Genomic DNA, 21,543 nt, shown 5'->3' with positions numbered 1-21,543 from the left:
GCAGGCCGCCCCGTCGTCGGCCCGGACGGGGGAGCGGGGGCCGGACGCGGCGCCCTCAGAGGGCGGGCGTGGCGTTCGCGACGAGCTCGCGGGCCAGGTCCGGGAACCAGGCGCCCGCCGGCGGGTCGACGACACCCCGGGCGGGGTCCTCGGGACCGGCGGTGCCGCGGTGGCACTCGCCGTCGGACTCCCCGGGCACCTTGACCCAGAGCAAGGCGTCGGCCAGTGGGTCGCCGGTGACCGTCGTCGGCCGGGCACCCAGCCCCCGGTCGAGCGGGTTGCACCAGGTCTCCGGCTGCGGGTAGGAGGCCTCCGGGACCCACGGGCCGACGCCGTTGCGGCTGGTGTCGACGACGAAGTGCGGCATCCGCGACGCCTCGGGCGCCAGGCCGCGCGCGGCGTACAGCGCCGCGAAGGCGTCGTCGGTGCGCTGCCAGGTCGACTCGTCCGCGGGGTCGGCCGGGTGGTACTGGCTCGGGCAGTCCGCCGCGCGCAGGCCCGCGCGCCGCACGAGGTCGACGCACTCGGAGACCCAGCGCCCGAACCGCAGCTGCCGCTCGGTGGTCTCGACGTTCGACACGTTGAGGAAGAACCCGTCGGCCCCACCGACGTTCGCGCGGACGAGGCGGTCGGCCACGTCACCGACCGAGAGCCACCCGGAGTGCGTGCCGTCGAGGTAGACCGAGGTCCCCTGCAGGTCGAGGATCGACACCGCCTTGCTGAGCGCCCTGAACCGCTCCGCCGCGGCCGTCCCGGGGTCGATCCCCGCAGGGCGGCACCGGCTCTGGTCACCGGTGACCGAGGTGAACCAGGGGACGACGCCGAGGCCGTCGGGCTCCAGGATGACGATGGCCGGGTTGCGCCCGATCCCCTTGGCGAACGCCGCGACCCAGGCGAGGTACTCGTCGGTCGTGCGGGCCCCGCCGGCGGAGTACGCCCCGCAGTCGCGCAGCGGGAGGTTGTAGGCGACGAGGACGGGGACGGCACCGTCGGCCTTCGCCGCCGTCACCACCTCGGTGACGTCGGCCCGGACCCGGGCCGGGGTACCGCCGGTGAACCAGGTCGCTGCGGGGAGGGCGGCGAGGGCGAGGGCGTCCTCGCGCGCCTGCCCGGTGAGCCCCGCGGCGGCCGAGTGCGTCGTGCCGTCCGGGTTGACCCACAGCGGCGTCCCGGGGGCGACCACGTTCGTCACCCCGTTCGCCGGCTGGGCCGCCGCCACCGGTGCGCCCACCGACTCGGCGACGACACCGGCCGTGGCCACGGCGACGCAGGCGGTCGCGACGGCGACGAGGTGTCGCCGCAGGACGAGCGGTGCGCGCACGATGGGTCCTCTACGGGTCTGCCCCCCTGCCCGTGGTGCGCCTCCGGACGGAGCGGCCGGGGCCGCGGTCGGCGCCTGACCAGCGTGGAGGACGGGCCCGGGTCGCCGCCCCCGGTTCGGCCGCTTCCTGACCAACTCTTTACCCTGCTGGGCCGCTGCTCCGGCGGGCGGTCACCCGGACCAGCGGAACCAGCGCACCGCCGCGGCGCCGGCCACCAGGGACCACGCGGTGAGGACGCCCCACGCCGCCCACGGCCACCCGGCGTCCACGACCGAGGCCCGCAGCGCGTCGCCGAGGGCACCCGACGGCAGGAGGGCGGCGACCCCGCCCAGGCCGGCTGGCAGCCGGTCGGTCGGGACGAGCGTCCCGAGGCCGAGGAGGACGACCCACAGCAGGTTCGCGACCGCGAGGACCGCCTCGGCACGCAGCGTCCCGGCCAGCAGGAGGGCGAGGGCGACGAACGCGGCCGACCCCAGCACGAGGGAGACGAGCGCCGGGAGGATGCCCGCGACCGGAGGGCGGGCGCCGAGCGCGAGGCCCAGCCCCCCGAGCACGACGACCTGGACCGCGAGCACGGACAGGACGGCGAGGGCCTTGCCGGCGAGCAGCCCGTCGCGTCCCAGGGGCGTGGAGCCGAGCTGGCGCAGCACGCCGGCGCGCCGGTCGAACCCGGTGGCGATGGCCTGACCGGTGAAGGCGGTGGACACGACGGCGAGGGCGAGGACTCCCGCGGTCGCGAGGTCGGGGCGCGGTCCGGGACCGAGGTCGGGGACGTCGGTGACGGCCAGGCCCGCGAGGGCCAGTGCCGGCAGGACGAGCGAGACGAGCAGCTGCTCGCCGTTCGCGAGCAGGGTGCGCGTCTCGAAGGCGGCGCGTGAGAGGACCCGCCGGTGCGGGGGAGCGGCGGTGCTCACCGGCCGGCCCCGGTGGTCAGCGCGAAGTAGACGTCCTCGAGCGAGCGCCCGCCGCGCACCTCGTCGAGCGAGCCGGCGGCGACGACGCGTCCCGCGGCCAGGATGACGACGTGGTCGGCGATGCGCTCGGCCTCCTCGAAGGAGTGGGTCGTGACGACGACGCCGGCTCCGCGGTCGGCCTCCTCGCGCAGCAGAGCCCAGACGTCGAGCCGCGCGTGCGGGTCGAGCCCGGCGGTGGGCTCGTCGAGGAAGGCGACGTCCGGGCGGGCGAGGAGCGCGGCGGCCAGGGCGACCCGCTGGCGCTGGCCCCCCGACATCCGGCGCACCGTCGTGCCGGCGAACCCGCCGATGCCGAGCCGTTCCACGAGCTCGTCGACGCGCGACGGCGCGGCGTAGAGGGAGGCGAGGTGGTGCAGCAGCCGGAGCGGCCGCACGGTCGTGGGCAGCCCACCGTCCTGGAGCATCACGCCGACGCGCGAGCGGTGGTCGGGGCCGGCGCGCCACGGGTCGGTGCCGAGGACGCGCACCTCGCCGTCGTCCGGCCGGGTGAGCCCCTCCAGGCACTCGACCGTCGTCGTCTTGCCCGCGCCGTTGGGCCCGAGGAGGGCGGTGACGGCACCGCCGGCAGCGCCCCACGTGGCGCCGTCGACGGCGGTGACCGCCCCGAACGTGCAGCGCAGCCCGCGCACGTCGACTGCACCCGCCATGGTCGGACATCCTAGGCTGGCGCCCATGCCACGCATCGACCGGGAGGCCGGCCCCGCAACCGCGGTGGCCGCCGCGCCCGCCGCCCTCGCCCTCCTGCTCGGACGACCCCGGACGGCGGTGGCCCTGTCGCTCCTCCCCGCGGCCGTCGCCGCCTTCTTCCGCGACCCTGACCGCACCCCGGACACCCGGACGGTGCCGGTCGACGACGTCCTCTCGCCCGCCGACGGCAAGGTCATGTACGCCGGGGCCGGCCAGGACGGCGTGGCCCCGGAGGGCGCGTGGCAGCAGGTGAGCATCTTCCTCTCGGCGTTCGACGTCCACATCAACCGCGCCCCCTACGGCGGCACGGTCGTGGAGGTCGTCGAGCGCCCCGGCAAGTGGTTCGCCGCCTACAAGCACGAGAGCGCGCACCTCAACGAGCGCAGCGACATCACCGTCGAGCGGGTGGTCGGCGACGAGGTCCGCCGGGTGCACTTCCGCCAGATCGTCGGGCTCATGGCCCGCCGCGTCGTCACCCGCGTCTCGGTCGGCGACGAGCTCGCGACCGGAGAGCGCGTGGGCCTGATGAAGTTCGGCTCGCGGATGGACGTCTTCGTGCCCCCCGAGTGCGACCTGCTCGTCCGCGAGGGCGAGCGGGTCGTGGCCGGCGAGACCGTCATCGCCCGCTGGACCCGGCCCGCGCGGGCCGGCTCGTGAGCACTCCGGCCAGTCCCGGCCGACGACGGCTGCTGGGGCGCTGGCGCCTCGTCTCGCCCACGGGCGCGAAGGTCGTCTCGCTCCGGCAGCTCCCCAAGCGCGAGCGCGCCCGCCTCCTGGCACCCAGCGCGTTCACGACCCTGAACATGATGAGCGGCCTGTCGTCGGTGCTCCTGGCGTTCCGTGACCACTTCACCCTGGCGGCCGTCCTCATCGCCGTCTCGATCGTCCTCGACATCGCCGACGGCTTCGTCGCCCGGCTCGTGGGGGCGACCTCGCCGTTCGGGCTCCAGCTCGACTCGCTCGCCGACCTCATCTCCTTCGGCCTGGCACCCGCGGTCCTCATCCACACGTGGGCGCTCGACGAGTGGCCGGTGCTCGCGTGGCTCGCCGCGTTCCTGTGGCTGTCGTGCGCGGCCTTCCGCCTCGCCCGGTTCAACGTGACGATCGACCCGCTGGCCGACAAGCGCTACTTCGTGGGGCTGCCCTCGCCCGGCGCGGCGATGGTCGTCGCGGCGACGATCCTCGCGCTCGACTCGCCCCACTTCGGGCCCGGGAACGGGGCGATGCTCGCCTGGTTCCCGCTCCTCGTCTCGGTGGTCCCTGCGCTCCTCATGGTGATGACGGTGCGGTTCCGCTCCTTTCGCAACCTGCTCCAGCCCGCGACGCCGCGGGCGCGGGCGGCGACGGCCGCCGTGGCGGTGCTCGTCCTCGCCGGCCTCGTGCTCGCCCCGGGGCTGACGGCCCTCGTCGTCGCCTACGGGTACGTCTCCACGGCCCCGCTGGGGGTGCTCACCGCCCCGCTGCGCGAGCGGCTCCTCGGTGTCGACTCGGTCGCCCCACCCCGCACGCGGATGCCCTCGGTCTTCCTGCCCCTCGAGGAGGACGCCGAGGAGGCCACCGACGAGGACTGACCACGTGGTGGTCGGTTAGGTGACCCTTCCTTGGCTCCGCCTCGGTCAATTACCTAACATGGATGTGTGGTTAATCCCGACGTGCACGTCCTCGAGTCGCGAACCCGCGACCGGGTGCTGCGCGTCGTGAGCCAGGAGGGTCCGGTGAGCATCCCGGCCCTCGTCGAGCGGCTCGGCCTCACCGAGACCGCCCTCCGTCGCCACGTCGACGGCCTCCACGCCGACGGGCTCGTCGAGCCGCGCGAGGCCTCCGGCCCGCGCCGCCGCGGCCGCCCGGCCAAGGCGTGGGTCGTCTCCGAGCAGGGCCACCGCGCCCTGGCCAGCGACTACGACCACCTCGCGGGCGACGCCCTCCGCTTCGTCCGCGACACGCTGGGGGAGGACGCCGTGCAGCAGTTCGCCGCCCGCCGCGTCGCCGCCCTCGAGGCCCGGTACGCCGACCGGCTCGCCGCCGTCGGTGACGCCCCGGCCGCCCGCACCGACGCCCTCGTCGACGCCCTGACCGCCGACGGCTACGCCGCCTCCGCCCGCCCCGTGGGCACCCCGGGGAACAGCGCCCCCGGCATCGGGGTTCAGCTCTGCCAGGGGCACTGCCCCGTCCAGCACGTCGCCGCGGAGTTCCCCGAGCTGTGCGAGGCCGAGACCGAGGCCTTCTCCAGGCTCCTCGGCGTTCACGTCCAGCGCCTCGCCACCCTCGCCCACGGCGACCACGTCTGCACCACCTTCGTCCCCACCCCGACCGCCGTCCCCCCGACCCCCACCACCGAGAGGGCCTCGTCATGACGAGCCACATCGAAGAGCTCAACCCCGGCCTCAAGGGTCTCGGCACCTACGAGTACGGCTGGGCCGACTCGGACACCGCCGGCTCCTCGGCCCGTCGCGGCCTCAACCCGGAGGTCGTCGCCGACATCTCCTCGCGCAAGAACGAGCCGCAGTGGATGTCCGACCTGCGCCAGAAGTCGCTGCGCCTGTTCGACAAGAAGCCGATGCCGAGCTGGGGCTCGGACCTGTCGGGCATCGACTTCCAGAACATCAAGTACTTCGTGAAGTCCACCGAGAAGCAGGCCGCCAGCTGGGAGGACCTGCCCGAGGACATCAAGAACACCTACGACCGCCTCGGCATCCCCGAGGCCGAGAAGCAGCGCCTCGTCGCCGGCGTCGCCGCCCAGTACGAGTCCGAGGTCGTCTACCACCAGATCCGCGAGGACCTCGAGGAGAAGGGCGTCATCTTCGTCGACACCGACACCGGCCTGCGCGAGCACGAGGACCTCTTCCGCGAGTACTTCGCGTCGGTCATCCCGGCCGGCGACAACAAGTTCGCCGCGCTCAACACCGCCGTGTGGTCGGGCGGCTCGTTCATCTACGTCCCGCCGGGCGTCCACGTCGACATCCCGCTGCAGGCCTACTTCCGGATCAACACCGAGAACATGGGCCAGTTCGAGCGGACGCTGATCATCGCCGACGAGGGTTCCTACGTCCACTACGTCGAGGGCTGCACCGCGCCGATCTACAAGTCCGACTCGCTGCACTCCGCGGTCGTCGAGATCGTGGTGAAGAAGAACGCCCGCGTGCGGTACACGACGATCCAGAACTGGTCGAACAACGTCTACAACCTCGTCACCAAGCGCGCGACGTGCGCCGAGGGCGCGACGATGGAGTGGATCGACGGCAACATCGGCTCCAAGGTGACGATGAAGTACCCGGCCGTCTTCCTCCTCGGCGAGCACGCCAAGGGCGAGACGCTCTCGATCGCCTTCGCGGGGGAGGGCCAGCACCAGGACGCCGGCTCGAAGATGGTCCACGCCGCCCCCAACACGAGCAGCTCGATCGTCTCCAAGTCGGTGGCCCGTGGCGGTGGCCGCACCTCGTACCGCGGCCTCGTCCAGATCATGGAGGGCGCGCACGGCTCGAGGTCGAGCGTCGTCTGCGACGCCCTGCTCGTCGACACGATCTCCCGCTCCGACACCTACCCCTACGTCGACATCCGCGAGGACGACGTGCAGATGGGTCACGAGGCCACGGTCTCGAAGGTGTCCGAGGACCAGATGTTCTACCTCATGTCCCGCGGGCTGTCGGAGGAGGAGGCCATGGCGATGATCGTGCGCGGCTTCGTCGAGCCGATCGCCAAGGAGCTCCCCATGGAGTACGCCCTCGAGCTGAACCGCCTCATCGAGCTGCAGATGGAAGGAGCGGTCGGCTGATGTCGCTGCTGACCCCCCAGCGCCCCACCGAGGGTGCGCACACCCACAGCGCCGCGACGATGGTCCCCGACCAGTCGCGCGCCGAGCGGACGACGTCGTTCACCGTCGCCGACTTCCCCACGCCCCACGGGCGCGAGGAGGAGTGGCGGTTCACGCCCGTCGACCGGCTCGGTGTGCTGTTCCGGGACGAGGCCACCGGCGCGCACCTGCGGTGGGACGAGTCGCTGCCCGCCGGTGTGACGCTCTCGACGATCTCCCTCGACGAGGCCCGCGCCGCCGGTGCCCGGCCACCCGCCGACCGCGCCGCCGCCGTCGCCGCTGCGCACAGCGGTGGCGTGGCCGTCCTCGACGTCCCGGCCGAGGCCGAGCTCGACGAGCCGGTCCGCGTCCGCCTCACCGGCGAGGGCGAGGTCGTCCACGGCCACCTCCTCGTCCGGGTCGGCCGCTTCGCCCGGGCCACCGTCGTCCTCGAGCACGCCGGCTCCGCCGAGTACACCGAGCTCGTCTCGGTCCTCGCCGGCGACGGCAGCGAGGTCACGCTCGTCTCGGTCCAGGAGTGGGCCGACGAGGCGCACCACCTCGCCCAGCACGACGTCGTCGTCGGGCGCGACGCCCGCGTCCGGCACATCGCCGTGACGATCGGGGGCGGCATCGTCCGGCTCAACGCCAACGCGTCGTACACCGGCCCGGGCGGCTCCTTCGAGGGCCTCGGCGTCTACTTCGCCGACGCCGGGCAGCACCTCGAGCACCGGCTCTTCGTCGACCACGAGGCACCCCACTGCCGGAGCAACGTCGAGTACAAGGGTGCGCTCCAGGGCGAGACCGCCCACACCGTCTGGGTGGGCGACGTCCTCATCCGCGCGAGCGCCGAGGGCACCGACACCTACGAGCTCAACCGCAACCTCGTCCTCACCGACGGCGCCCGCGCCGACTCGGTCCCCAACCTCGAGATCGAGACGGGCGAGATCGAGGGGGCCGGGCACGCCTCCGCCACGGGGCGGTTCGACGACCAGCAGCTCTTCTACCTCATGGCCCGCGGCATCCCGGAGGACGAGGCCCGCCGCCTCGTCGTGCGCGGGTTCTTCGCGAGCGTCGTCGCCCGCATCGGGGTCCCCGAGGTCGAGGACCGGCTCATGGCCGCCATCGAGCTCGAGCTCGCCGGGGGTGCCGCGTGAGCGAGCAGCTGACCGACACCGACTTCACCTACGTCTGCCGCCTCGACGAGCTGCCCGCCGTGGGCGCCGCCCTCGCGGAGATCGAGGGACGCCGCGTCTCCATCGTCCGCACCGAGGACGGCGACGTGCACTGCGTCGACGACACGTGCAGCCACGCGAACGTCTCGCTCACCGAGGGCGAGCTCGACGGTTGCACCCTCGAGTGCTGGCTGCACGGCTCGCGCTTCGACCTCCGTACCGGCGAGCCCACCGGGCCGCCGGCCGTCCTCCCCATCGCCGTCCACACCGTCCGCATCGAGGGCGACGACGTCTACGTCGCCCTGTCCGAGGAGCTCTGACCCCACGCATGTCCACCCTTGAGATCAAGGACCTCCACGTCACCGTCGAGACCGAGCAGGGCACCAAGGAGATCCTCCGCGGTGTCACCCTGACCATCGAGTCCGGCCAGACCCACGCGATCATGGGCCCGAACGGCTCGGGCAAGTCGACCCTCGCCTACTCGGTCGCCGGCCACCCCAAGTACACGGTCACCTCCGGCACGGTCACCCTCGACGGCGAGGACGTCCTCGCGATGTCCGTCGACGAGCGCGCCCGCGCCGGCCTGTTCCTCGCGATGCAGTACCCCGTCGAGGTGCCCGGCGTCACGGTGTCGAACTTCCTGCGCACCGCCAAGACCGCCGTCGACGGCGAGGCCCCGAAGCTGCGCACCTGGGTCAAGGACGTCAAGAGCGCCATGGCCGACCTGCGCATGGACCCCGCGTTCGCCGAGCGCAACGTCAACGAGGGCTTCTCCGGTGGTGAGAAGAAGCGCCACGAGATCCTCCAGATGGAGCTGCTCAAGCCGAAGATGGCGATCCTCGACGAGACCGACTCCGGTCTCGACGTCGACGCCCTGCGCGTGGTGTCCGAGGGCGTCAACCGCGCCAAGGAGAACACCGGCGCGGGCGTCCTCCTCATCACGCACTACACGCGGATCCTGCGCTACATCAAGCCCGACTTCGTCCACGTCTTCGTCGACGGCCGGATCGCCGAGGAGGGCGGCCCCGAGCTCGCCGACCGCCTCGAGGCCGAGGGCTACGACCGCTTCCTGCCCGAGCCCGCCGCGGCGGTCGAGGCCTGAGATGACGCCCGCCCCCTTCACCGACGCGGAGCTGACCGCCCTCCGGGCCCAGTTCCCGATCCTGGCGCGCACCGTGCGCGGGGGGCACCCGCTCGTCTACCTCGACTCGGGTGCGACCTCGCACAAGCCGGTCCGCGTCCTCGACGCCGAGCGTGACTTCTACGAGCGCACCAACGCCGCGGTGCACCGTGGGGCCCACCAGCTCTCCGAGGAGGGCACCGACGCCTACGAGGCGGCCCGCGAGACCATCGCGCGCTTCATCGGGGCGCCGGCGCACGAGGTCGTGTTCACCCGCAACGCCACCGAGGCCATCAACCTCGTCGCGTACGCCCTCACGAACGGCGCGCACGGCGGGGGAGGCGGCCTGGGCGAGCGATTCAGCCTCGGTCCCGGCGACGAGGTGCTCGTCACCGAGATGGAGCACCACGCCAACCTCATCCCGTGGCAGGAGGCCTGCCGCCGCACCGGCGCCACCCTGCGCTGGGTGCCGCTCACGGACGACGGCCGGCTCGACCTGTCGACGCTCGACGAGCTGCTCACCGAGCGGACCAAGGTGTTCGCCCTCACCCACGTGTCGAACGTCCTCGGGACGTTGAACCCGGTGCGCGAGCTCACCGCCCGGGCGCACGAGGTCGGCGCGCTCGTCGTCCTCGATGCCTGCCAGTCGGTTCCGCACCTGCCGGTCGACGTGGCCGACCTCGGCGTCGACTTCCTCGCGTTCTCGGGGCACAAGATGTTCGGCCCGCTCGGCATCGGCGTGCTGTGGGCCCGCGCCGGCCTCCTCGACGAGATGCCGGTCTTCCTCACGGGCGGCTCGATGATCGAGACCGTCACCATGGAGGGCGCCACCTACGCCCCCGCCCCGCAGAAGTTCGAGGCCGGGGTCCCGGTCGCGGCCCAGGCCGTCGGGCTCGCGGCGGCGTGCGACGTCCTCACCGAGCTCGGGCTCGACCGCGTCCACGCCCACGAGCAGGCGCTGACCCGCCGGCTCGTCGAGGGCCTGCGGGCCCGTCCGTGGGTGACCGTCCTCGGCCCTGAGGACTTCTCCGAGCGCGGGGGAGCGGTGGCGTTCGTCGTCGACGGCGTCCACGCCCACGACGTCGGCCAGGTCCTCGACGACCGCGGCGTCGCCGTGCGCGTCGGCCACCACTGTGCGTGGCCGCTGCACCGGGCCCTGGGCGTCCAGGCCAGCTCGCGCGCGTCGTTCGCGGCGTACACGACACCGGCCGAGGTCGACGCCCTCCTCGAGGCACTCGACCGTGTCCCGGCGATGTTCGGGCTCGAGGTGGCCGTCTGATGGACCTCTACCAGGAGCTCATCCTCGAGCACTACAAGCGACCCGTCCGGGCGGGACTGCGCGAGCCGTTCGAGGCCGAGGTGCACCACGTCAACCCCACGTGCGGCGACGAGGTGACCCTGCGGGTCCACCTCGACGGAGACACCGTCGAGGACGTCTCCTACGACGCGATGGGCTGCTCGATCAGCGTCGCGTCGGCGTCGATCCTCGCCGAGGAGGTCACCGGCGAGTCCCTTTCGCACGCCCGCGACACCGTCGAGGCGATGCGCTCGATGCTCACCAGCAAGGGCGAGGACCCCGGCGACGAGGACGCCATCGGCGACGGTGTCGCCCTCGCCGGCGTCGCCAAGTACCCCGCGCGCGTCAAGTGCGGCCTCCTGCCATGGATGGCCTTCACCGACGCGCTGCACCAGGCAGAAGGAGCCTCCTGATGACCGACACCGCCACGCCCACCCCCGCGAACGTCGCGGACGTCGAGGAGGCCCTGCGCGACGTCGTCGACCCCGAGCTCGGCATCAACGTCGTCGACCTCGGCCTCGTCTACGGCATCACGGTCGACGGCCAGAACCACGCCGTCATCGACATGACGCTGACCTCGGCCGCCTGCCCGCTCACCGACGTCATCGAGGACCAGACGGCCCAGTCGCTCGAGGGGCTCGTGTCGAGCTACCGGGTCAACTGGGTCTGGATGCCGCCGTGGGGCCCGGACAAGATCACCGACGACGGCCGCGAGCAGCTGCGCGCCCTCGGGTTCAACATCTGAGGTGACCAACCGCGTCGTCGAGATCGCGCCCTCCCGGTACGACCGGTGGCGGGCGCGCTTCGACGAGAACAACGTCGCCGGCCCGCAGCGGGTCGTCCGGCTCGACCGCTTCGACCACGAGCCCCTCGCGCTGCTCCTGGTGCGCCGCGGTGGGTACGCCGTCGGGGTCGCGCGCGGTGGCTCGCTCGTCGAGCACAAGGTCGGGACGCGGTACGTGCAGTCGCGCACGGCTGCCGGCGGGTGGAGCCAGCAGCGCTTCGCGCGCCGGCGCGCCAACCAGGCCGACGAGCTCGTCGGTGCCGTCACCGACCACGCCGTGCGCCTTCTCCTGCGCACCGACGCGTCGGGCCTCGTCGTCGGCGGGGACCGCGCCCTCGTGGCGACCGTGCTCGAGGACGACCGCCTCGCCGGGCTGCGAGCCCTCCCACGGCGCGAGCTGTTCGACCTGCCCGACCCCCGCCTCGACGTCCTGCGGACCGCCCTCGAGCGCGGGCGCGCCGTCCGGGTCACCATCGAGGAGTGACCACACGCCCCGGCTAGCCTCCTGCCATGAGCCGCACGCTGTTCGTCGTCCTCGGGGTCGTCCTGTCCCTGCTCGGGGTGCTGTGGACGCTCCAGGGGCTCGGGTACGTCGGCGGCAGCGTCATGACGGGCTCGACCTTCTGGGCCGTCGTCGGGCCACTCGTCGCCCTCCTCGGGCTGTTCCTCGCGGTCGTCGGAGGGCGCGGGCAGCCGCCTCGCTGACTCCTCCGGCGTGGACCGGGTCTGACCGGGGCCGGCCGCGCAACGGCTCCAGTTCGGAACGGTTCTCGTCAGAACGGGGGTTCGTCGGGGAAGCGGTCCTTTGCCGCTCTGGGTCGGCGGCAGGGGCGGCGGGCGCCGCTGACGGTGAAGGTGTCTGCGGGGCGGATGACGCTCACCGGGGCTCCGCTGCGGGTGGTGGTCGTGGTGGCGCGTGGGCGCCGGAGGGTGGTGGCGTCGGGTCGGACGAGGTGTTCGAGGGTGAGCTCGAGGTGGCTGAACGGCGCTGACTCCTCCGCTCCGATCCTTGGCGTGGCGGGCGTCGAGTGAGCAGCCTCCGTCGAGGTGTCGGCGAGAGTGACGGTGTGGAGGGCGTCGACGGGCAGCGTGGTGCGGACCCTGCCGGTGGGGTCGGTCCAGTCCACGGTGCCGTCGGGGTGCAGGACGGCGCGCCAGCCGGGTCGTTGCTTGATCCGGTGGTGGCGCCGGCAGAGGGCGATGAGGTTCCACGGGGTGGTGGGTCCGTCGGGCCAGGGCCGGACATGGTCCAGATCGCAGAAGCGGGCGGCGACGTGGCAGCCGGGGAACCTGCGTCGTCCGTCGCGTTGCCGGACGAGCGCCGCGATCCGTTGCGGTGGCCGGTAGGCGCCGGACTCGAGGTCGCTGAGCAAGGCGCCGGTGACCGGGTCGCAGTGCTGGGTCTCGACCCGCACCGGGTCGCCGGTGCGTACTGCGCCGCGCGTGCCCTTCCTGCCGTTGCTGGGTGAGCTGCTGCAGCTGGTGACGGCGTTCGCGGTGCTGACCTGGTCGGTGAGCCAGGCGGCGGAGACCAGGACCTGCTCGGTCCCGCGGGCGGTGGCGACCTCGACGAACCCGCCGTCGTCTGGCGTCGCGGGCTCGACGTCGTTCGCGGGGACGGTGAGGGTGATGACGGTGGTGACGGTCGCCGACTGCATGACGAAGTCGATGAGCGCTTGGGCGAGGGCGCGGTCGATCCGCTCGGCGGTGCCATCGGTGAGGAGCTGGTGGGCGCGGGCGTCGATCGCAGCCCACGCCTTCGCCGCGTCCTCGGAGGGAAGGAGCCGTCCCACACGTCCACGCCCGGCTCGCCGACCCGGCGGCGCAGCCCGCACTCCTGCCGCGCACGCTGAGCTCGCTGGCGCAGCAGGTCGGGGCTGACCCTCGCGAGCAGCCGCCGCGTCCGGCGCCGCAGCTGGGTGCCGGTCTCGGACGCGAGGTACCCGCCGAGGGTGGCGATGACGGCCTCGGCGACCGGCGCCGGGGCCTCCTCCAGCTCGTGCGCGACGACCCCGGCCCGGTACCGGTCCAGGTCGCCGGTGCGCATCGCGTCGTGCAGCCCGCCCAGGCCAGTACAGGCGCTGGTGCCGGCCTCCCCGTCGGCGGCCCACCGGACCGCGTCGCGGACCCGGTCGCTGGCGTGGTTCGCGGTGACCTCGAGCGCCCCGGACACGACCGCGGCCGCGTCCAGGGCCACGTGACCGGGTGCCTTGTGGGTCTCGGCGTCGGTGCCGTCCTCCAGCGTGACCGGTTCGATCGCGGCCAGGGCGACGATCGCCTCGTCCTGCACCGCCGAGGCCGCGTTGACGACCCGCTGGCAGGACCGGATCACCTCGGCCCACGCCTGCCGGGAACCCGAGGCCGGTGACGGTGCGGGGAGCGCAGCGAGCAGGGTCTGCGTGTCGTGCAGGACGGTGAGCAGCTCGTTCGGATGCCCGGTGCGGCTGCTGGTCGCTGGTGCGGTGCTGCTCATGTGTCCCCCTCCCCCTGTACCCCCGAGCCTACCTGTCAGCGAGTCTTAGCACAAGTGTTCGATGGGCCGAATGTGGATATCTCGCAACGAAATTCGCGCCATCGTGCCCGCGCCTCGACCAGCGGTGATTGCGGAAGTGGCGGCCGGGGCAACCACTTCCGCACTCACGGCGAAAAGGCTGGGCGAACGGTTCGGGAACTGACGGACGGGCAACAGGCGACCGAAACGGCACGCCATCCGGGCCGCCTGAAAGGGGAGGCCGAGCGCGACGACAGCGGAGGGCTCCGAGCGGTCGCACGCGGCACGCCATCCGGGCCGCCTGAGAAGGAGGCACAGCAGGTGGTGACCGGCCCCCTGTTCCGAGGGACTCGGCCATTGACCGCCCACCCGCGCTCTTGGGAGGCTGGCAGCCCCGCCATGTCGAGGAGGTGCCGCCGTGCCGACCGGAGGACGACATGACGCCGGGCTGGCGCACACGCTCGTCGTCCTCCTCGACGGTGCGACCGTCCCCGGGGTCACGGGCGTCGCGGGGCTCGGGTTCGGCCGCGAGGTCGTCGAGCTCCGTGAGGGCAACGACCCCCTCGGCGCCACCCGGCGGCTGCCCGGTCGACAGGAGGGTGGCGACCTGCGCCTCACCCGGGCGCTGAGGACCGACCCCACCTTCGAGGCGTGGGTGCGCGGTCCCGGTCCGGACGGGGTCGCGGTGGCCACCCGTGACCTGCGCGTGCGGTTCTTCGACGTGCACGGCGCACCGGTGCGCCGCTACCGCCTCGTCGGGGCGTGGGCACGCGCCCTCGAGATCACCGGCTCGACCGTCGCGGGCGGCGGTGGGCTGCTCGAGGTCCTCACGGTGTCGTACGACGTCTGCCTCACCGACACGACCTGACCGCCGGGTGAGCAGGTCCGCCGGTCAGTTGACCGAGTCGACGGCGAAGGTGTCGCAGCGGTTGAGGTCGCCGGACGAGTAGCCCTGGAGGAACCAGCGCTGCCGCGCCTCCGCCGACCCGTGCGTCCAGTTCTCGGGGGTGACCCGGCCCTGGGTCTTCTCCTGGATCCGGTCGTCACCGACCGATGCAGCGGCCGAGAGGGCGTCCTTGATGTCGGTCTCCGTGAGCGGCTTCAGGAACGGCTGGCCGGTGTCCTCGTCGGGGACCGTGCTGGCGTGCTTGGCCCAGACGCCGCCCAGGCAGTCGGCCATCAGCTCGATCCGCACCGCGCCGGACTCCGGGCCCTGCGGGTCCTGCTGGGCCCGACCCAGCAGGCCGAGCTGGTCCTGCAGCGCGTGGCCGTACTCGTGGGCGACGACGTACTCCTGGGCGAGCGGCCCGCCGCTGGACCCGAACTGGCTCTCGAGGATGTCGAAGAAGGTCGCGTCGATGTAGACGCTCTGGTCGAGGGGGCAGTAGAACGGCCCGACCTGGTTGCTCGCCGTGCCGCACGCGGACTGGGTGGAGCCGCTGTAGAGGACCGTCTGCGTCTCGCGCCACTGCTTGCCGTGGCGGGGGAGCTCGGCTGCCCAGTAGGCCTGCACCGAGTTCACCGTGCCGATGATCCGGCACTCGACGGACCGGTTGGCGTCGGCGCCGGTCCTGCACTCGGAGAACGCGTTGGGGTCGGTCTGACCACCGGGCTCGACCTGCCCCTGGTCGATGCTCCCTCCGCCGCCGGGGAGCTCGCCGGGGTTGATCCCGAAGATCAGGGCGAGGATGAGCATGATGATGCCGCCGATCCCGCCGCCGACGGCGATGCCGCCCGGGCCGCCCCTGCCGCCGCCGCCCGAGCGCACCTGTGAGGTGTCGAGCGTGACGTTGTCGTTGAAGCTCATGCGGGCCTCCGTCGTCCGGGTGGGTGCACCGTGCACCCCGCGGCGCACCTAGACTAGGGGGCACCGCCGCGGACCAGGCCCTCCCCCTGCACGTCAGCGTGCGTGTCCGCCCCCCATCGAAGGAACCACCGTGATCACCGCTGCCGCCGTCGAGCTGCGCGCGGGCTCCCGCCTGCTCCTCGACGACGCGACCTTCCGGGTCGCTCCCGGCGACCGCATCGGGCTCGTCGGCCGCAACGGCGCCGGGAAGACCACGCTGACCAAGGCGCTCGCGGGGGAGACCCTGCCCGCCGCCGGCACCATCACCCGTGGTGGCGACGTCGGCTACCTGCCGCAGGACCCGCGCGGTGTCGACCTCTCCGTGCTCGCGCGCGACCGCATCCTGTCCGCCCGCGGACTCGACACCATCGTCCGGGACCTGCGGGCCGCCGAGGTCGCCATGGGTTCGGAGGACCCCTCGAAGCACGAGCGGGCGATGCGTCGCTACGCCCGGCTGGACGCGGAGTTCACCGCCGCCGGGGGGTACGCGGCCGAGTCCGAGGCCGCCGCCATCGCCGCCGCCCTCGGGCTCGACGAGCGCGTCCTCGGGCAGGAGCTCGGGACGCTCTCCGGCGGTCAGCGCCGGCGCATCGAGCTCGCCCGCATCCTCTTCTCGGGCGCCGAGACCCTGCTCCTCGACGAGCCGACGAACCACCTCGACGCCGACTCCATCGCGTGGCTGCGCGACCACCTCAAGGGCTACAAGGGCGGGCTCGTCGTCATCTCGCACGACGTCGACCTGCTCGACGCCGTCGTCAACAAGGTCTTCCACCTCGACGCCAACCGGGGCGAGCTCGACCAGTACAGCCTCGGGTGGAAGGCCTACCTCCAGCAGCGCGAGACCGACGAGCGGCGCCGCAGGCGCGAGCGGGCCAACGCGGAGAAGAAGGCCTCCGCCCTCATGGCTCAGGCCGACAAGATGCGCGCCAAGGCGACGAAGACCGTGGCCGCCCAGAACATGGCCCGTCGGGCCGAGCGGCTCCTGTCGGGCCTGGAGGCCGAGCGCCGGCACGACCGCGTGGCCCGGCTGCGGTTCCCGAAGCCGTCCCCGTGCGGCCGCACGCCGCTGCGGGCCACCGGGCTCTCACGGTCGTACGGGTCGCAGGAGGTCTTCACCGACGTCGACCTGGCCATCGACCGCGGGTCGCGCGTCGTCGTCCTGGGGCTCAACGGGGCCGGGAAGACGACCCTGCTCCGGATGCTCGCGGGCGTCGACGAGCCCGACACCGGGCAGGTCGAGCCGGGGCACGGCCTCAAGATCGGCTACTACGCGCAGGAGCACGAGAACCTCGACGTCGCGCGGACGGTCCTGGAGAACATGAAGTCGGCGGCGCCCGACCTCGGGGAGACCGACGTCCGCAGGGTGCTCGGGTCCTTCCTCTTCACCGGCGACGACGTCGACAAGCCCGCCGCGGTGCTCTCCGGAGGGGAGAAGACCCGTCTGTCGCTGGCCCTGCTCGTCGTGTCGTCCGCGAACGTCCTCCTCCTCGACGAGCCGACGAACAACCTCGACCCCGCGTCGCGGGAGGAGATCCTCGGGGCGCTGCGCACGTACGAGGGCGCGGTGGTCCTCGTCACGCACGACGAGGGGGCGGTCGACGCCCTCGAGCCCGAGCGCATCCTCCTGCTGCCCGACGGTGTCGAGGACCTCTGGGGCGCGGACTACCGCGACCTCGTCACGCTCGCCTGAGCCCGGGTCAGCGCCGGCCCTCTCGGCATCAGCCGGCGAGCGTCGCCCGGACGTGGTCGACGATCCGGTCCCGCGCACGGCCGCCCTCCGGCGTCGGCAGCAGCGGGTAGTCGTGCGGCGAGCCCTCCTCCACGTGGAGGACGAGCTCGGCCCCGTCGGGCGCGAGCTCCAGGAGCCGGTCGCAGTCGGGGCGGCAGATGTCGCGGGAGCCGACGAGCACGAGGGTCGGGGGCAGTGACGACAGGTCCCCGAACAGCGGGCTGGCCCCGGGGTCACGGGGGTCACGTCCGGCCAGCCAGTGCGCGGCGATGGGCCGCATGCCCGCGCGGGTCAGCCACGGGTCGCGGGGTTCGACCCGCGCGATCTCGGGGTTGGCCATCGACAGGTCCAGCCACGGGGCGATGAGCGTGAGGCCCGCGATCGTGCCGGCCCCCGCCCGGGCCTGCGCGAGGAGCAGGGCGAGGTTGCCGCCCGCGGAGTCACCGAGGACGTGGAGGGGGGCCGAGGCCCCGAGTCGCTCGTGGAGTGCGGCGAGGAAGGCGTGCGCCTCACCGACGTCGTGGGCCGGGGCCAGGGGGTAGCGCGCGACGTGCACCTCTCGGCCCGTCCGGTCGGCCAGCTGCCCGACGAGGTCCCAGTGCTGCGGCATCGTCCCGTTGACGAACGCCCCACCGTGCAGGTACACCAGTGCGCCCGGCTCCGGCGCCGTTCCCTCGACCGGGCGCACGGTCACGAGCTCGCCGGTGCCGAGCGGCTCCGAGCGGAACCGTCCCGCCAGCGCCTCGGGCGGCGGCACCGCCGGGAGCCCGTGGGCGAGGCTGTGGCGTCCTCGCTCCTCCGTTCGGTACCGACCCTTGCGGGTGGCCCGCAGGTAGGCGCAGACGACGTGCGTCTGCCAGCTCGCCACCGGCTCAGCCCGGGATGGCGGGGAGCCGGGTCAGGGCCGCGGCGACCGACTCGCGCAGCTCGCTGTCCTCCCACGTGTGGTCGACGAGCCCGCCGCGCAGGTAGGCGTCGTAGGCCGGCAGGTCGAGGTGCCCGTGACCGCAGAGCGCGGTGAGGATGACCTTCTCCTCACCGGTCTCGGTGCACCGGATCGCCTCCTCGACGGCCGCCGCGATGGCGTGCGTCGGCTCCGGAGCCGGGACGATGCCCTCGGTGCGCGCGAAGAGCACCCCGGCCGCGAAGCAGTCCTTCTGGGTCTTGGCTGCCGCCTCGATGAGCCCTTGGTCGTAGAGGTGGCTGATGACCGGGCTCATCCCGTGGTACCTCAGGCCGCCGGCGTGGATGGGGTCCGGGATGAAGTCGTGCCCGAGCGTGTGCATCTTGAGCAGCGGGGTGAGGCCCGCGACGTCGCCGAAGTCGTACGCGTACGTGCCCTGGGTCAGCGACGGGCACGAGGCCGGCTCCACGGCCCGGATGACGGGCCCGGCGCCGCCCGCGGCGAGCTTCTCGCGGAGGAAGGGGAAGGTGAGCCCGCCGAAGTTCGAGCCGCCGCCGGTGCAGCCGACCACGAGGTCGACGCTCTCGCCGATCTTGGCCAGCTGGCGCAGCGCCTCCTCGCCGATGACCGTCTGGTGGAGCAGGACGTGGTTGAGGACCGAGCCGAGCGCGTAGTTGGCGGTGGGGTCCTGGGCGGCGACCTCGACGGCCTCGCTGATGGCCAGGCCGAGGCTGCCGGGGGAGTCCGGGTCGGCGGCGAGGGCCGCCCGTCCCGCCTCGGTGAGGTCGGAGGGGCTGGGATGGATCGTGCCGCCGAACGTCTCGATCATGATCCTGCGGTAGGGCTTGCCGTCGTACGAGGCGCGCACCTGCCACACCTCGCACTCGAGACCGAACTGCGCACAGGCGAAGGCCAGTGCCGTGCCCCACTGACCCGCGCCGGTCTCCGTCGTGAGCTTCCGCACGCCGGCCCTGGCGTTGTAGTAGGCCTGCGGCACGGCGGTGTTCGGCTTGTGCGAGCCTGCGGGGGACACGCCCTCGTACTTGTAGTAGATGCGGGCCGGCGTGCCGAGCGCCTTCTCGAGGCGGTGTGCCCGGAACAGGGGGGAGGGCCGCCAGAGGCGGTAGACGTCCTGGACCTCCTGCGGGATGTCGACGTACTGCTCGGTCGTCACCTCCTGCGCGATGAGGTCCATCGGGAAGATCGCGGCGAGGTCCTCGGGACCGACGGGCTGCCCGGTGCCGGGATGCAGCGGCGGCGGGGGAGGGACGGGCAGGTCGTGGAGGATGTTGTACCACCGGGTCGGCATCTCGTCCTCGTCGAGCAGGACCTTGTGGCGCAGCGGTGCGGGCACGCGTGTTCCTCCCTGTGGGCCCGCCCTCGTCGGCGGGTGCGTCGCCATCCTCGCGGCGGGCGCGGGCCGGTCACAAGGGGGTCCCACGCGATGTGGAACACCTGTCGGTGGGCGGTGGTTGACTGCGGGGAACCCAGGAGGACCACACCAGTGAGCATGTCAACGTGGCAGGCGATGCACAGCCTCAGCCGCGACAGCGACGTCAAGCAGCGACGCCTCGCGCCGGGTACCACCCGGCGCGTGTTCGGCTACGCGCGCCCCTACAAGCGCTCGATCGCGGCGTTCCTCGTCCTCGTCGTCGTCGACGCCTGCCTCGTCGTCGCCACGCCGCTGCTCCTGAAGTCCCTCGTCGACGACGGCGTCATCCCGCGCGACTCCGGCGTCGTCGTCCGCCTCGCCCTCCTCGTCGCGCTGATCGCCGTGGCGAGCGGGGTGCTCACCCTCGTCCAGCGGTGGTTCTCGGCCCGCATCGGCGAGGGGCTGATCTACGACCTCCGCACCCAGGTGTTCGGCCACGTGCTGCGCCAGCCGATCGCCTTCTTCACCCGGGCGCAGACCGGCGCGCTCGTGACCCGCCTCGGCAACGACGTCATCGGCGCCCAGCAGGCGTTCACCTCCGTCCTGTCCAGCACGGTGAGCAACGCGGTCTCCCTCGTCCTCATCGTCGGCGCCATGCTGGCCCTGTCGTGGCCGCTCACCCTCGCCTGCCTCGCCCTCGTCCCGTTCTTCCTCGTGCCCGCCCGCTGGATGGGCAAGCGCCTCGCCGGCCTCGCCCACGACCAGATGAACCTCAACGCCGACCTCGGCACCCGCATGAACGAGCGCTTCAACGTCGCCGGAGCCCTCCTCGTCAAGCTCTTCGGCCGACCCGAGACCGAGGACGCCGAGTACTCCGAGCGTGCGGCCGGGGTCCGAGACATCGGCATCCGCATCGCGATGACGCGCTCGGTCTTCTTCGTCGCGCTCACCCTCGTCGCCTCGCTCGCCACCGCGATGGTCTACGGCGTCGGCGGCGTCATGGCGGTCGGGGGCACCCTCACGGTCGGGACGCTGCTCGCCCTCACGGCCCTGCTGGCCCGCCTCTACGGCCCGCTCACGGCGCTGTCCAACGTGCGCGTCGACATCATGACCGCCCTGGTCTCCTTCGAGCGGGTCTTCGAGGTCCTCGACCTCGAGCCGCTCGTCGCCGAGTCGCCGGACGCCCGTGACGTACCCGGCGGTCCGGTCCGCGTCGACGTCGAGCACGTGGCGTTCTCCTACCCCTCCGCCGACGAGGTGTCGCTGGCCTCCCTCGAGTCCACCGCGAACGGCGACCGGCGGGCGAGCGGCCCGGTCCTGCGCGACGTGTCCTTCTCGGTCGAGCCCGGCTCGCTCGTGGCGCTCGTCGGGCCCAGTGGTGCCGGCAAGACGACGATCACCTCGCTCGTCGCCCGCCTGTACGACCCCACCGGCGGGGTCGTCCGCATCAACGGCGTCGACCTGCGCCACGCGACGCTCTCCTCGCTGCACGACGTCGTCGGCGTCGTCACCCAGGAGGCGCACCTCTTCCACGACACGATCCGCGCCAACCTCGACTACGCCGCGCCGGGGGCGAGCGACGCCGAGATGGAGGCCGCCCTGCGCGCCGCGCAGGTCTGGTCCCTCGTCGAGGCGCTCCCGTCCGGCCTCGACACCGTCGTCGGCGACCGCGGCCACCGCCTGTCCGGCGGCGAGAAGCAGCGCCTGGCGATCGCCCGCCTGCTCCTCAAGGGGCCGGGGCTGATCGTCCTCGACGAGGCGACGGCGCACCTCGACAGCGAGTCCGAGCACGCGCTCCAGCGGGCGCTCGACGAGGCGCTGCGCGACCGGTCGGCGCTCGTCATCGCGCACCGGCTGTCCACCGTGCGGCACGCCGACCTCATCCTCGTCGTCGACGACGGTCGCATCGTCGAGCGCGGCACCCACGCCGAGCTCGTCGCCGCGGGTGGGCTCTATGCCGAGCTGTACCGCACCCAGTTCTCCGAGGAGCTCACCGAGGTCCTCGACACCGCCGACCCGGTCGACGAGCCCGCCCGCGGCTGACGTCGGCGC

The 21,543-nt window shown here is 73.2% G+C and carries 22 protein-coding genes; 15 read left to right on the top strand and 7 right to left on the bottom strand.

The genetic code is table 11. The features are described from left to right. Positions 1–55 precede the first annotated feature (55 nt). The 3 genes from ACK8HX_RS13040 to ACK8HX_RS13030 form a co-directional block, all read right to left on the bottom strand. Entirely contained in the window at positions 56–1,321 is a 1,266-nt protein-coding gene (locus tag ACK8HX_RS13040; protein WP_411941140.1) for a glycoside hydrolase family 6 protein, read from the bottom strand. 171 nt (positions 1,322–1,492) lie between these two features. Then, positions 1,493–2,236 (bottom strand): ABC transporter permease, encoded by a 744-nt coding sequence (locus ACK8HX_RS13035; protein WP_411941139.1) that lies wholly within the window; start codon positions 2,234–2,236, stop codon positions 1,493–1,495. Beyond that, positions 2,233–2,943: an ABC transporter ATP-binding protein gene (locus ACK8HX_RS13030; protein WP_411941138.1), complete on the bottom strand. Its 711-nt coding sequence runs from the start codon at positions 2,941–2,943 to the stop codon at positions 2,233–2,235. The genes ACK8HX_RS13035 and ACK8HX_RS13030 overlap by 4 nt, the downstream gene beginning before the upstream one ends. Positions 2,944–2,968: 25 nt before the next feature. On the opposite strand from ACK8HX_RS13030, the gene ACK8HX_RS13025 reads away from it, so the two are divergent. The 12 genes from ACK8HX_RS13025 to ACK8HX_RS12970 all read left to right on the top strand — a co-directional run bounded on the left by ACK8HX_RS13025 (position 2,969) and on the right by ACK8HX_RS12970 (position 11,854). After that, positions 2,969–3,640: a phosphatidylserine decarboxylase gene (locus ACK8HX_RS13025; RefSeq protein WP_411941137.1), complete on the top strand. Its 672-nt coding sequence runs from the start codon at positions 2,969–2,971 to the stop codon at positions 3,638–3,640. Continuing rightward, positions 3,637–4,554, top strand: coding sequence for a CDP-diacylglycerol--serine O-phosphatidyltransferase (pssA, locus tag ACK8HX_RS13020; RefSeq protein ID WP_411941136.1), 918 nt, complete (start codon positions 3,637–3,639; stop codon positions 4,552–4,554). Before ACK8HX_RS13025 ends, pssA begins: the two co-directional genes overlap by 4 nt. A gap of 66 nt (positions 4,555–4,620) precedes the next feature. Continuing rightward, positions 4,621–5,337 (top strand): helix-turn-helix transcriptional regulator, encoded by a 717-nt coding sequence (locus ACK8HX_RS13015; protein ID WP_411941135.1) that lies wholly within the window; start codon positions 4,621–4,623, stop codon positions 5,335–5,337. Continuing rightward, positions 5,334–6,755 (top strand): Fe-S cluster assembly protein SufB, encoded by a 1,422-nt coding sequence (gene sufB / locus ACK8HX_RS13010; protein ID WP_411941134.1) that lies wholly within the window; start codon positions 5,334–5,336, stop codon positions 6,753–6,755. Before ACK8HX_RS13015 ends, sufB begins: the two co-directional genes overlap by 4 nt. Continuing rightward, a complete protein-coding gene (gene sufD, locus ACK8HX_RS13005) occupies positions 6,755–7,930 on the top strand; it encodes a Fe-S cluster assembly protein SufD (protein ID WP_411941133.1) in 1,176 nt (391 codons plus the stop codon). Before sufB ends, sufD begins: the two co-directional genes overlap by 1 nt. Beyond that, positions 7,927–8,268 (top strand): non-heme iron oxygenase ferredoxin subunit, encoded by a 342-nt coding sequence (locus tag ACK8HX_RS13000; RefSeq protein ID WP_411941132.1) that lies wholly within the window; start codon positions 7,927–7,929, stop codon positions 8,266–8,268. The genes sufD and ACK8HX_RS13000 overlap by 4 nt, the downstream gene beginning before the upstream one ends. Before the next feature lie 8 nt (positions 8,269–8,276). After that, positions 8,277–9,050: a Fe-S cluster assembly ATPase SufC gene (gene sufC / locus ACK8HX_RS12995; RefSeq protein WP_411941131.1), complete on the top strand. Its 774-nt coding sequence runs from the start codon at positions 8,277–8,279 to the stop codon at positions 9,048–9,050. Between the two features lies 1 nt (position 9,051). Continuing rightward, entirely contained in the window at positions 9,052–10,347 is a 1,296-nt protein-coding gene (locus ACK8HX_RS12990) for a cysteine desulfurase (RefSeq protein ID WP_411941130.1), read from the top strand. After that, positions 10,347–10,778: a Fe-S cluster assembly sulfur transfer protein SufU gene (sufU, locus tag ACK8HX_RS12985; RefSeq protein WP_411941129.1), complete on the top strand. Its 432-nt coding sequence runs from the start codon at positions 10,347–10,349 to the stop codon at positions 10,776–10,778. The genes ACK8HX_RS12990 and sufU overlap by 1 nt, the downstream gene beginning before the upstream one ends. Next, positions 10,778–11,110: a metal-sulfur cluster assembly factor gene (locus ACK8HX_RS12980; RefSeq protein ID WP_411941128.1), complete on the top strand. Its 333-nt coding sequence runs from the start codon at positions 10,778–10,780 to the stop codon at positions 11,108–11,110. The genes sufU and ACK8HX_RS12980 overlap by 1 nt, the downstream gene beginning before the upstream one ends. A gap of 1 nt (position 11,111) precedes the next feature. Then, entirely contained in the window at positions 11,112–11,633 is a 522-nt protein-coding gene (locus ACK8HX_RS12975) for an acVLRF1 family peptidyl-tRNA hydrolase (RefSeq protein WP_411941127.1), read from the top strand. Between the two features lie 26 nt (positions 11,634–11,659). Further along, positions 11,660–11,854: a hypothetical protein gene (locus tag ACK8HX_RS12970; RefSeq protein ID WP_411941126.1), complete on the top strand. Its 195-nt coding sequence runs from the start codon at positions 11,660–11,662 to the stop codon at positions 11,852–11,854. Positions 11,855–11,922: 68 nt separating this feature from the next. Here the strand turns inward: ACK8HX_RS12970 and ACK8HX_RS12965 are convergent, their stop codons facing one another. After that, positions 11,923–12,942 (bottom strand): HNH endonuclease signature motif containing protein, encoded by a 1,020-nt coding sequence (locus ACK8HX_RS12965; RefSeq protein ID WP_411941125.1) that lies wholly within the window; start codon positions 12,940–12,942, stop codon positions 11,923–11,925. A gap of 1,116 nt (positions 12,943–14,058) precedes the next feature. Between ACK8HX_RS12965 and ACK8HX_RS12960 the strand changes: the two genes are divergently transcribed. After that, entirely contained in the window at positions 14,059–14,508 is a 450-nt protein-coding gene (locus tag ACK8HX_RS12960; RefSeq protein WP_411941124.1) for a phage tail protein, read from the top strand. A gap of 24 nt (positions 14,509–14,532) precedes the next feature. Here the strand turns inward: ACK8HX_RS12960 and ypfJ are convergent, their stop codons facing one another. Then, on the bottom strand, positions 14,533–15,447 hold the full coding sequence (gene ypfJ, locus ACK8HX_RS12955; RefSeq protein ID WP_411941123.1) for a KPN_02809 family neutral zinc metallopeptidase: 915 nt from the start codon (positions 15,445–15,447) through the stop codon (positions 14,533–14,535). Positions 15,448–15,577: 130 nt separating this feature from the next. Here ypfJ and ACK8HX_RS12950 point away from each other — a divergent pair, with 130 nt between their 5' ends. Continuing rightward, complete coding sequence (locus ACK8HX_RS12950) at positions 15,578–17,176, top strand: ABC-F family ATP-binding cassette domain-containing protein (RefSeq protein WP_411941122.1); 1,599 nt, start codon at positions 15,578–15,580, stop codon at positions 17,174–17,176. A 28-nt stretch (positions 17,177–17,204) separates the two neighbouring features. Here ACK8HX_RS12950 and ACK8HX_RS12945 read toward each other — a convergent pair whose 3' ends face one another. After that, entirely contained in the window at positions 17,205–18,083 is an 879-nt protein-coding gene (locus ACK8HX_RS12945; RefSeq protein WP_411941121.1) for an alpha/beta hydrolase fold domain-containing protein, read from the bottom strand. A 4-nt stretch (positions 18,084–18,087) separates the two neighbouring features. Beyond that, positions 18,088–19,473, bottom strand: coding sequence for a TrpB-like pyridoxal phosphate-dependent enzyme (locus ACK8HX_RS12940; RefSeq protein WP_411941120.1), 1,386 nt, complete (start codon positions 19,471–19,473; stop codon positions 18,088–18,090). A 156-nt stretch (positions 19,474–19,629) separates the two neighbouring features. Here ACK8HX_RS12940 and ACK8HX_RS12935 point away from each other — a divergent pair, with 156 nt between their 5' ends. Continuing rightward, a complete protein-coding gene (locus ACK8HX_RS12935; RefSeq protein WP_411941255.1) occupies positions 19,630–21,534 on the top strand; it encodes an ABC transporter ATP-binding protein in 1,905 nt (634 codons plus the stop codon). The last annotated feature ends 9 nt before the right edge of the window (positions 21,535–21,543 follow it).

The sequence above is a fragment of the Oryzobacter faecalis genome, assembly GCF_046764005.1.
Lineage (GTDB): Bacteria > Actinomycetota > Actinomycetes > Actinomycetales > Dermatophilaceae > Oryzobacter > Oryzobacter faecalis.
The sequence above is the reverse complement of the archived record's forward strand: the minus strand, read 5'-3'. Positions and strand labels throughout refer to the sequence as shown.

Bases quoted from the DNA above. Each gene is read 5' to 3' on its own strand.
- ACK8HX_RS13030 (WP_411941138.1), bottom strand. From the start codon at position 2,943: ATGGCGGGTGCAGTCGACGTGCGCGGGCTGCGCTGCACGTTCGGGGCG.
- ACK8HX_RS13025 (WP_411941137.1), top strand. From the start codon at position 2,969: ATGCCACGCATCGACCGGGAGGCCGGCCCCGCAACCGCGGTGGCCGCC.
- sufB (WP_411941134.1), top strand. From the start codon at position 5,334: ATGACGAGCCACATCGAAGAGCTCAACCCCGGCCTCAAGGGTCTCGGC.
- sufD (WP_411941133.1), top strand. From the start codon at position 6,755: ATGTCGCTGCTGACCCCCCAGCGCCCCACCGAGGGTGCGCACACCCAC.
- sufC (WP_411941131.1), top strand. From the start codon at position 8,277: ATGTCCACCCTTGAGATCAAGGACCTCCACGTCACCGTCGAGACCGAG.
- ACK8HX_RS12990 (WP_411941130.1), top strand. From the start codon at position 9,052: ATGACGCCCGCCCCCTTCACCGACGCGGAGCTGACCGCCCTCCGGGCC.
- sufU (WP_411941129.1), top strand. From the start codon at position 10,347: ATGGACCTCTACCAGGAGCTCATCCTCGAGCACTACAAGCGACCCGTC.
- ACK8HX_RS12980 (WP_411941128.1), top strand. From the start codon at position 10,778: ATGACCGACACCGCCACGCCCACCCCCGCGAACGTCGCGGACGTCGAG.
- ACK8HX_RS12970 (WP_411941126.1), top strand. From the start codon at position 11,660: ATGAGCCGCACGCTGTTCGTCGTCCTCGGGGTCGTCCTGTCCCTGCTC.
- ypfJ (WP_411941123.1), bottom strand. From the start codon at position 15,447: ATGAGCTTCAACGACAACGTCACGCTCGACACCTCACAGGTGCGCTCG.
- ACK8HX_RS12935 (WP_411941255.1), top strand. From the start codon at position 19,630: ATGTCAACGTGGCAGGCGATGCACAGCCTCAGCCGCGACAGCGACGTC.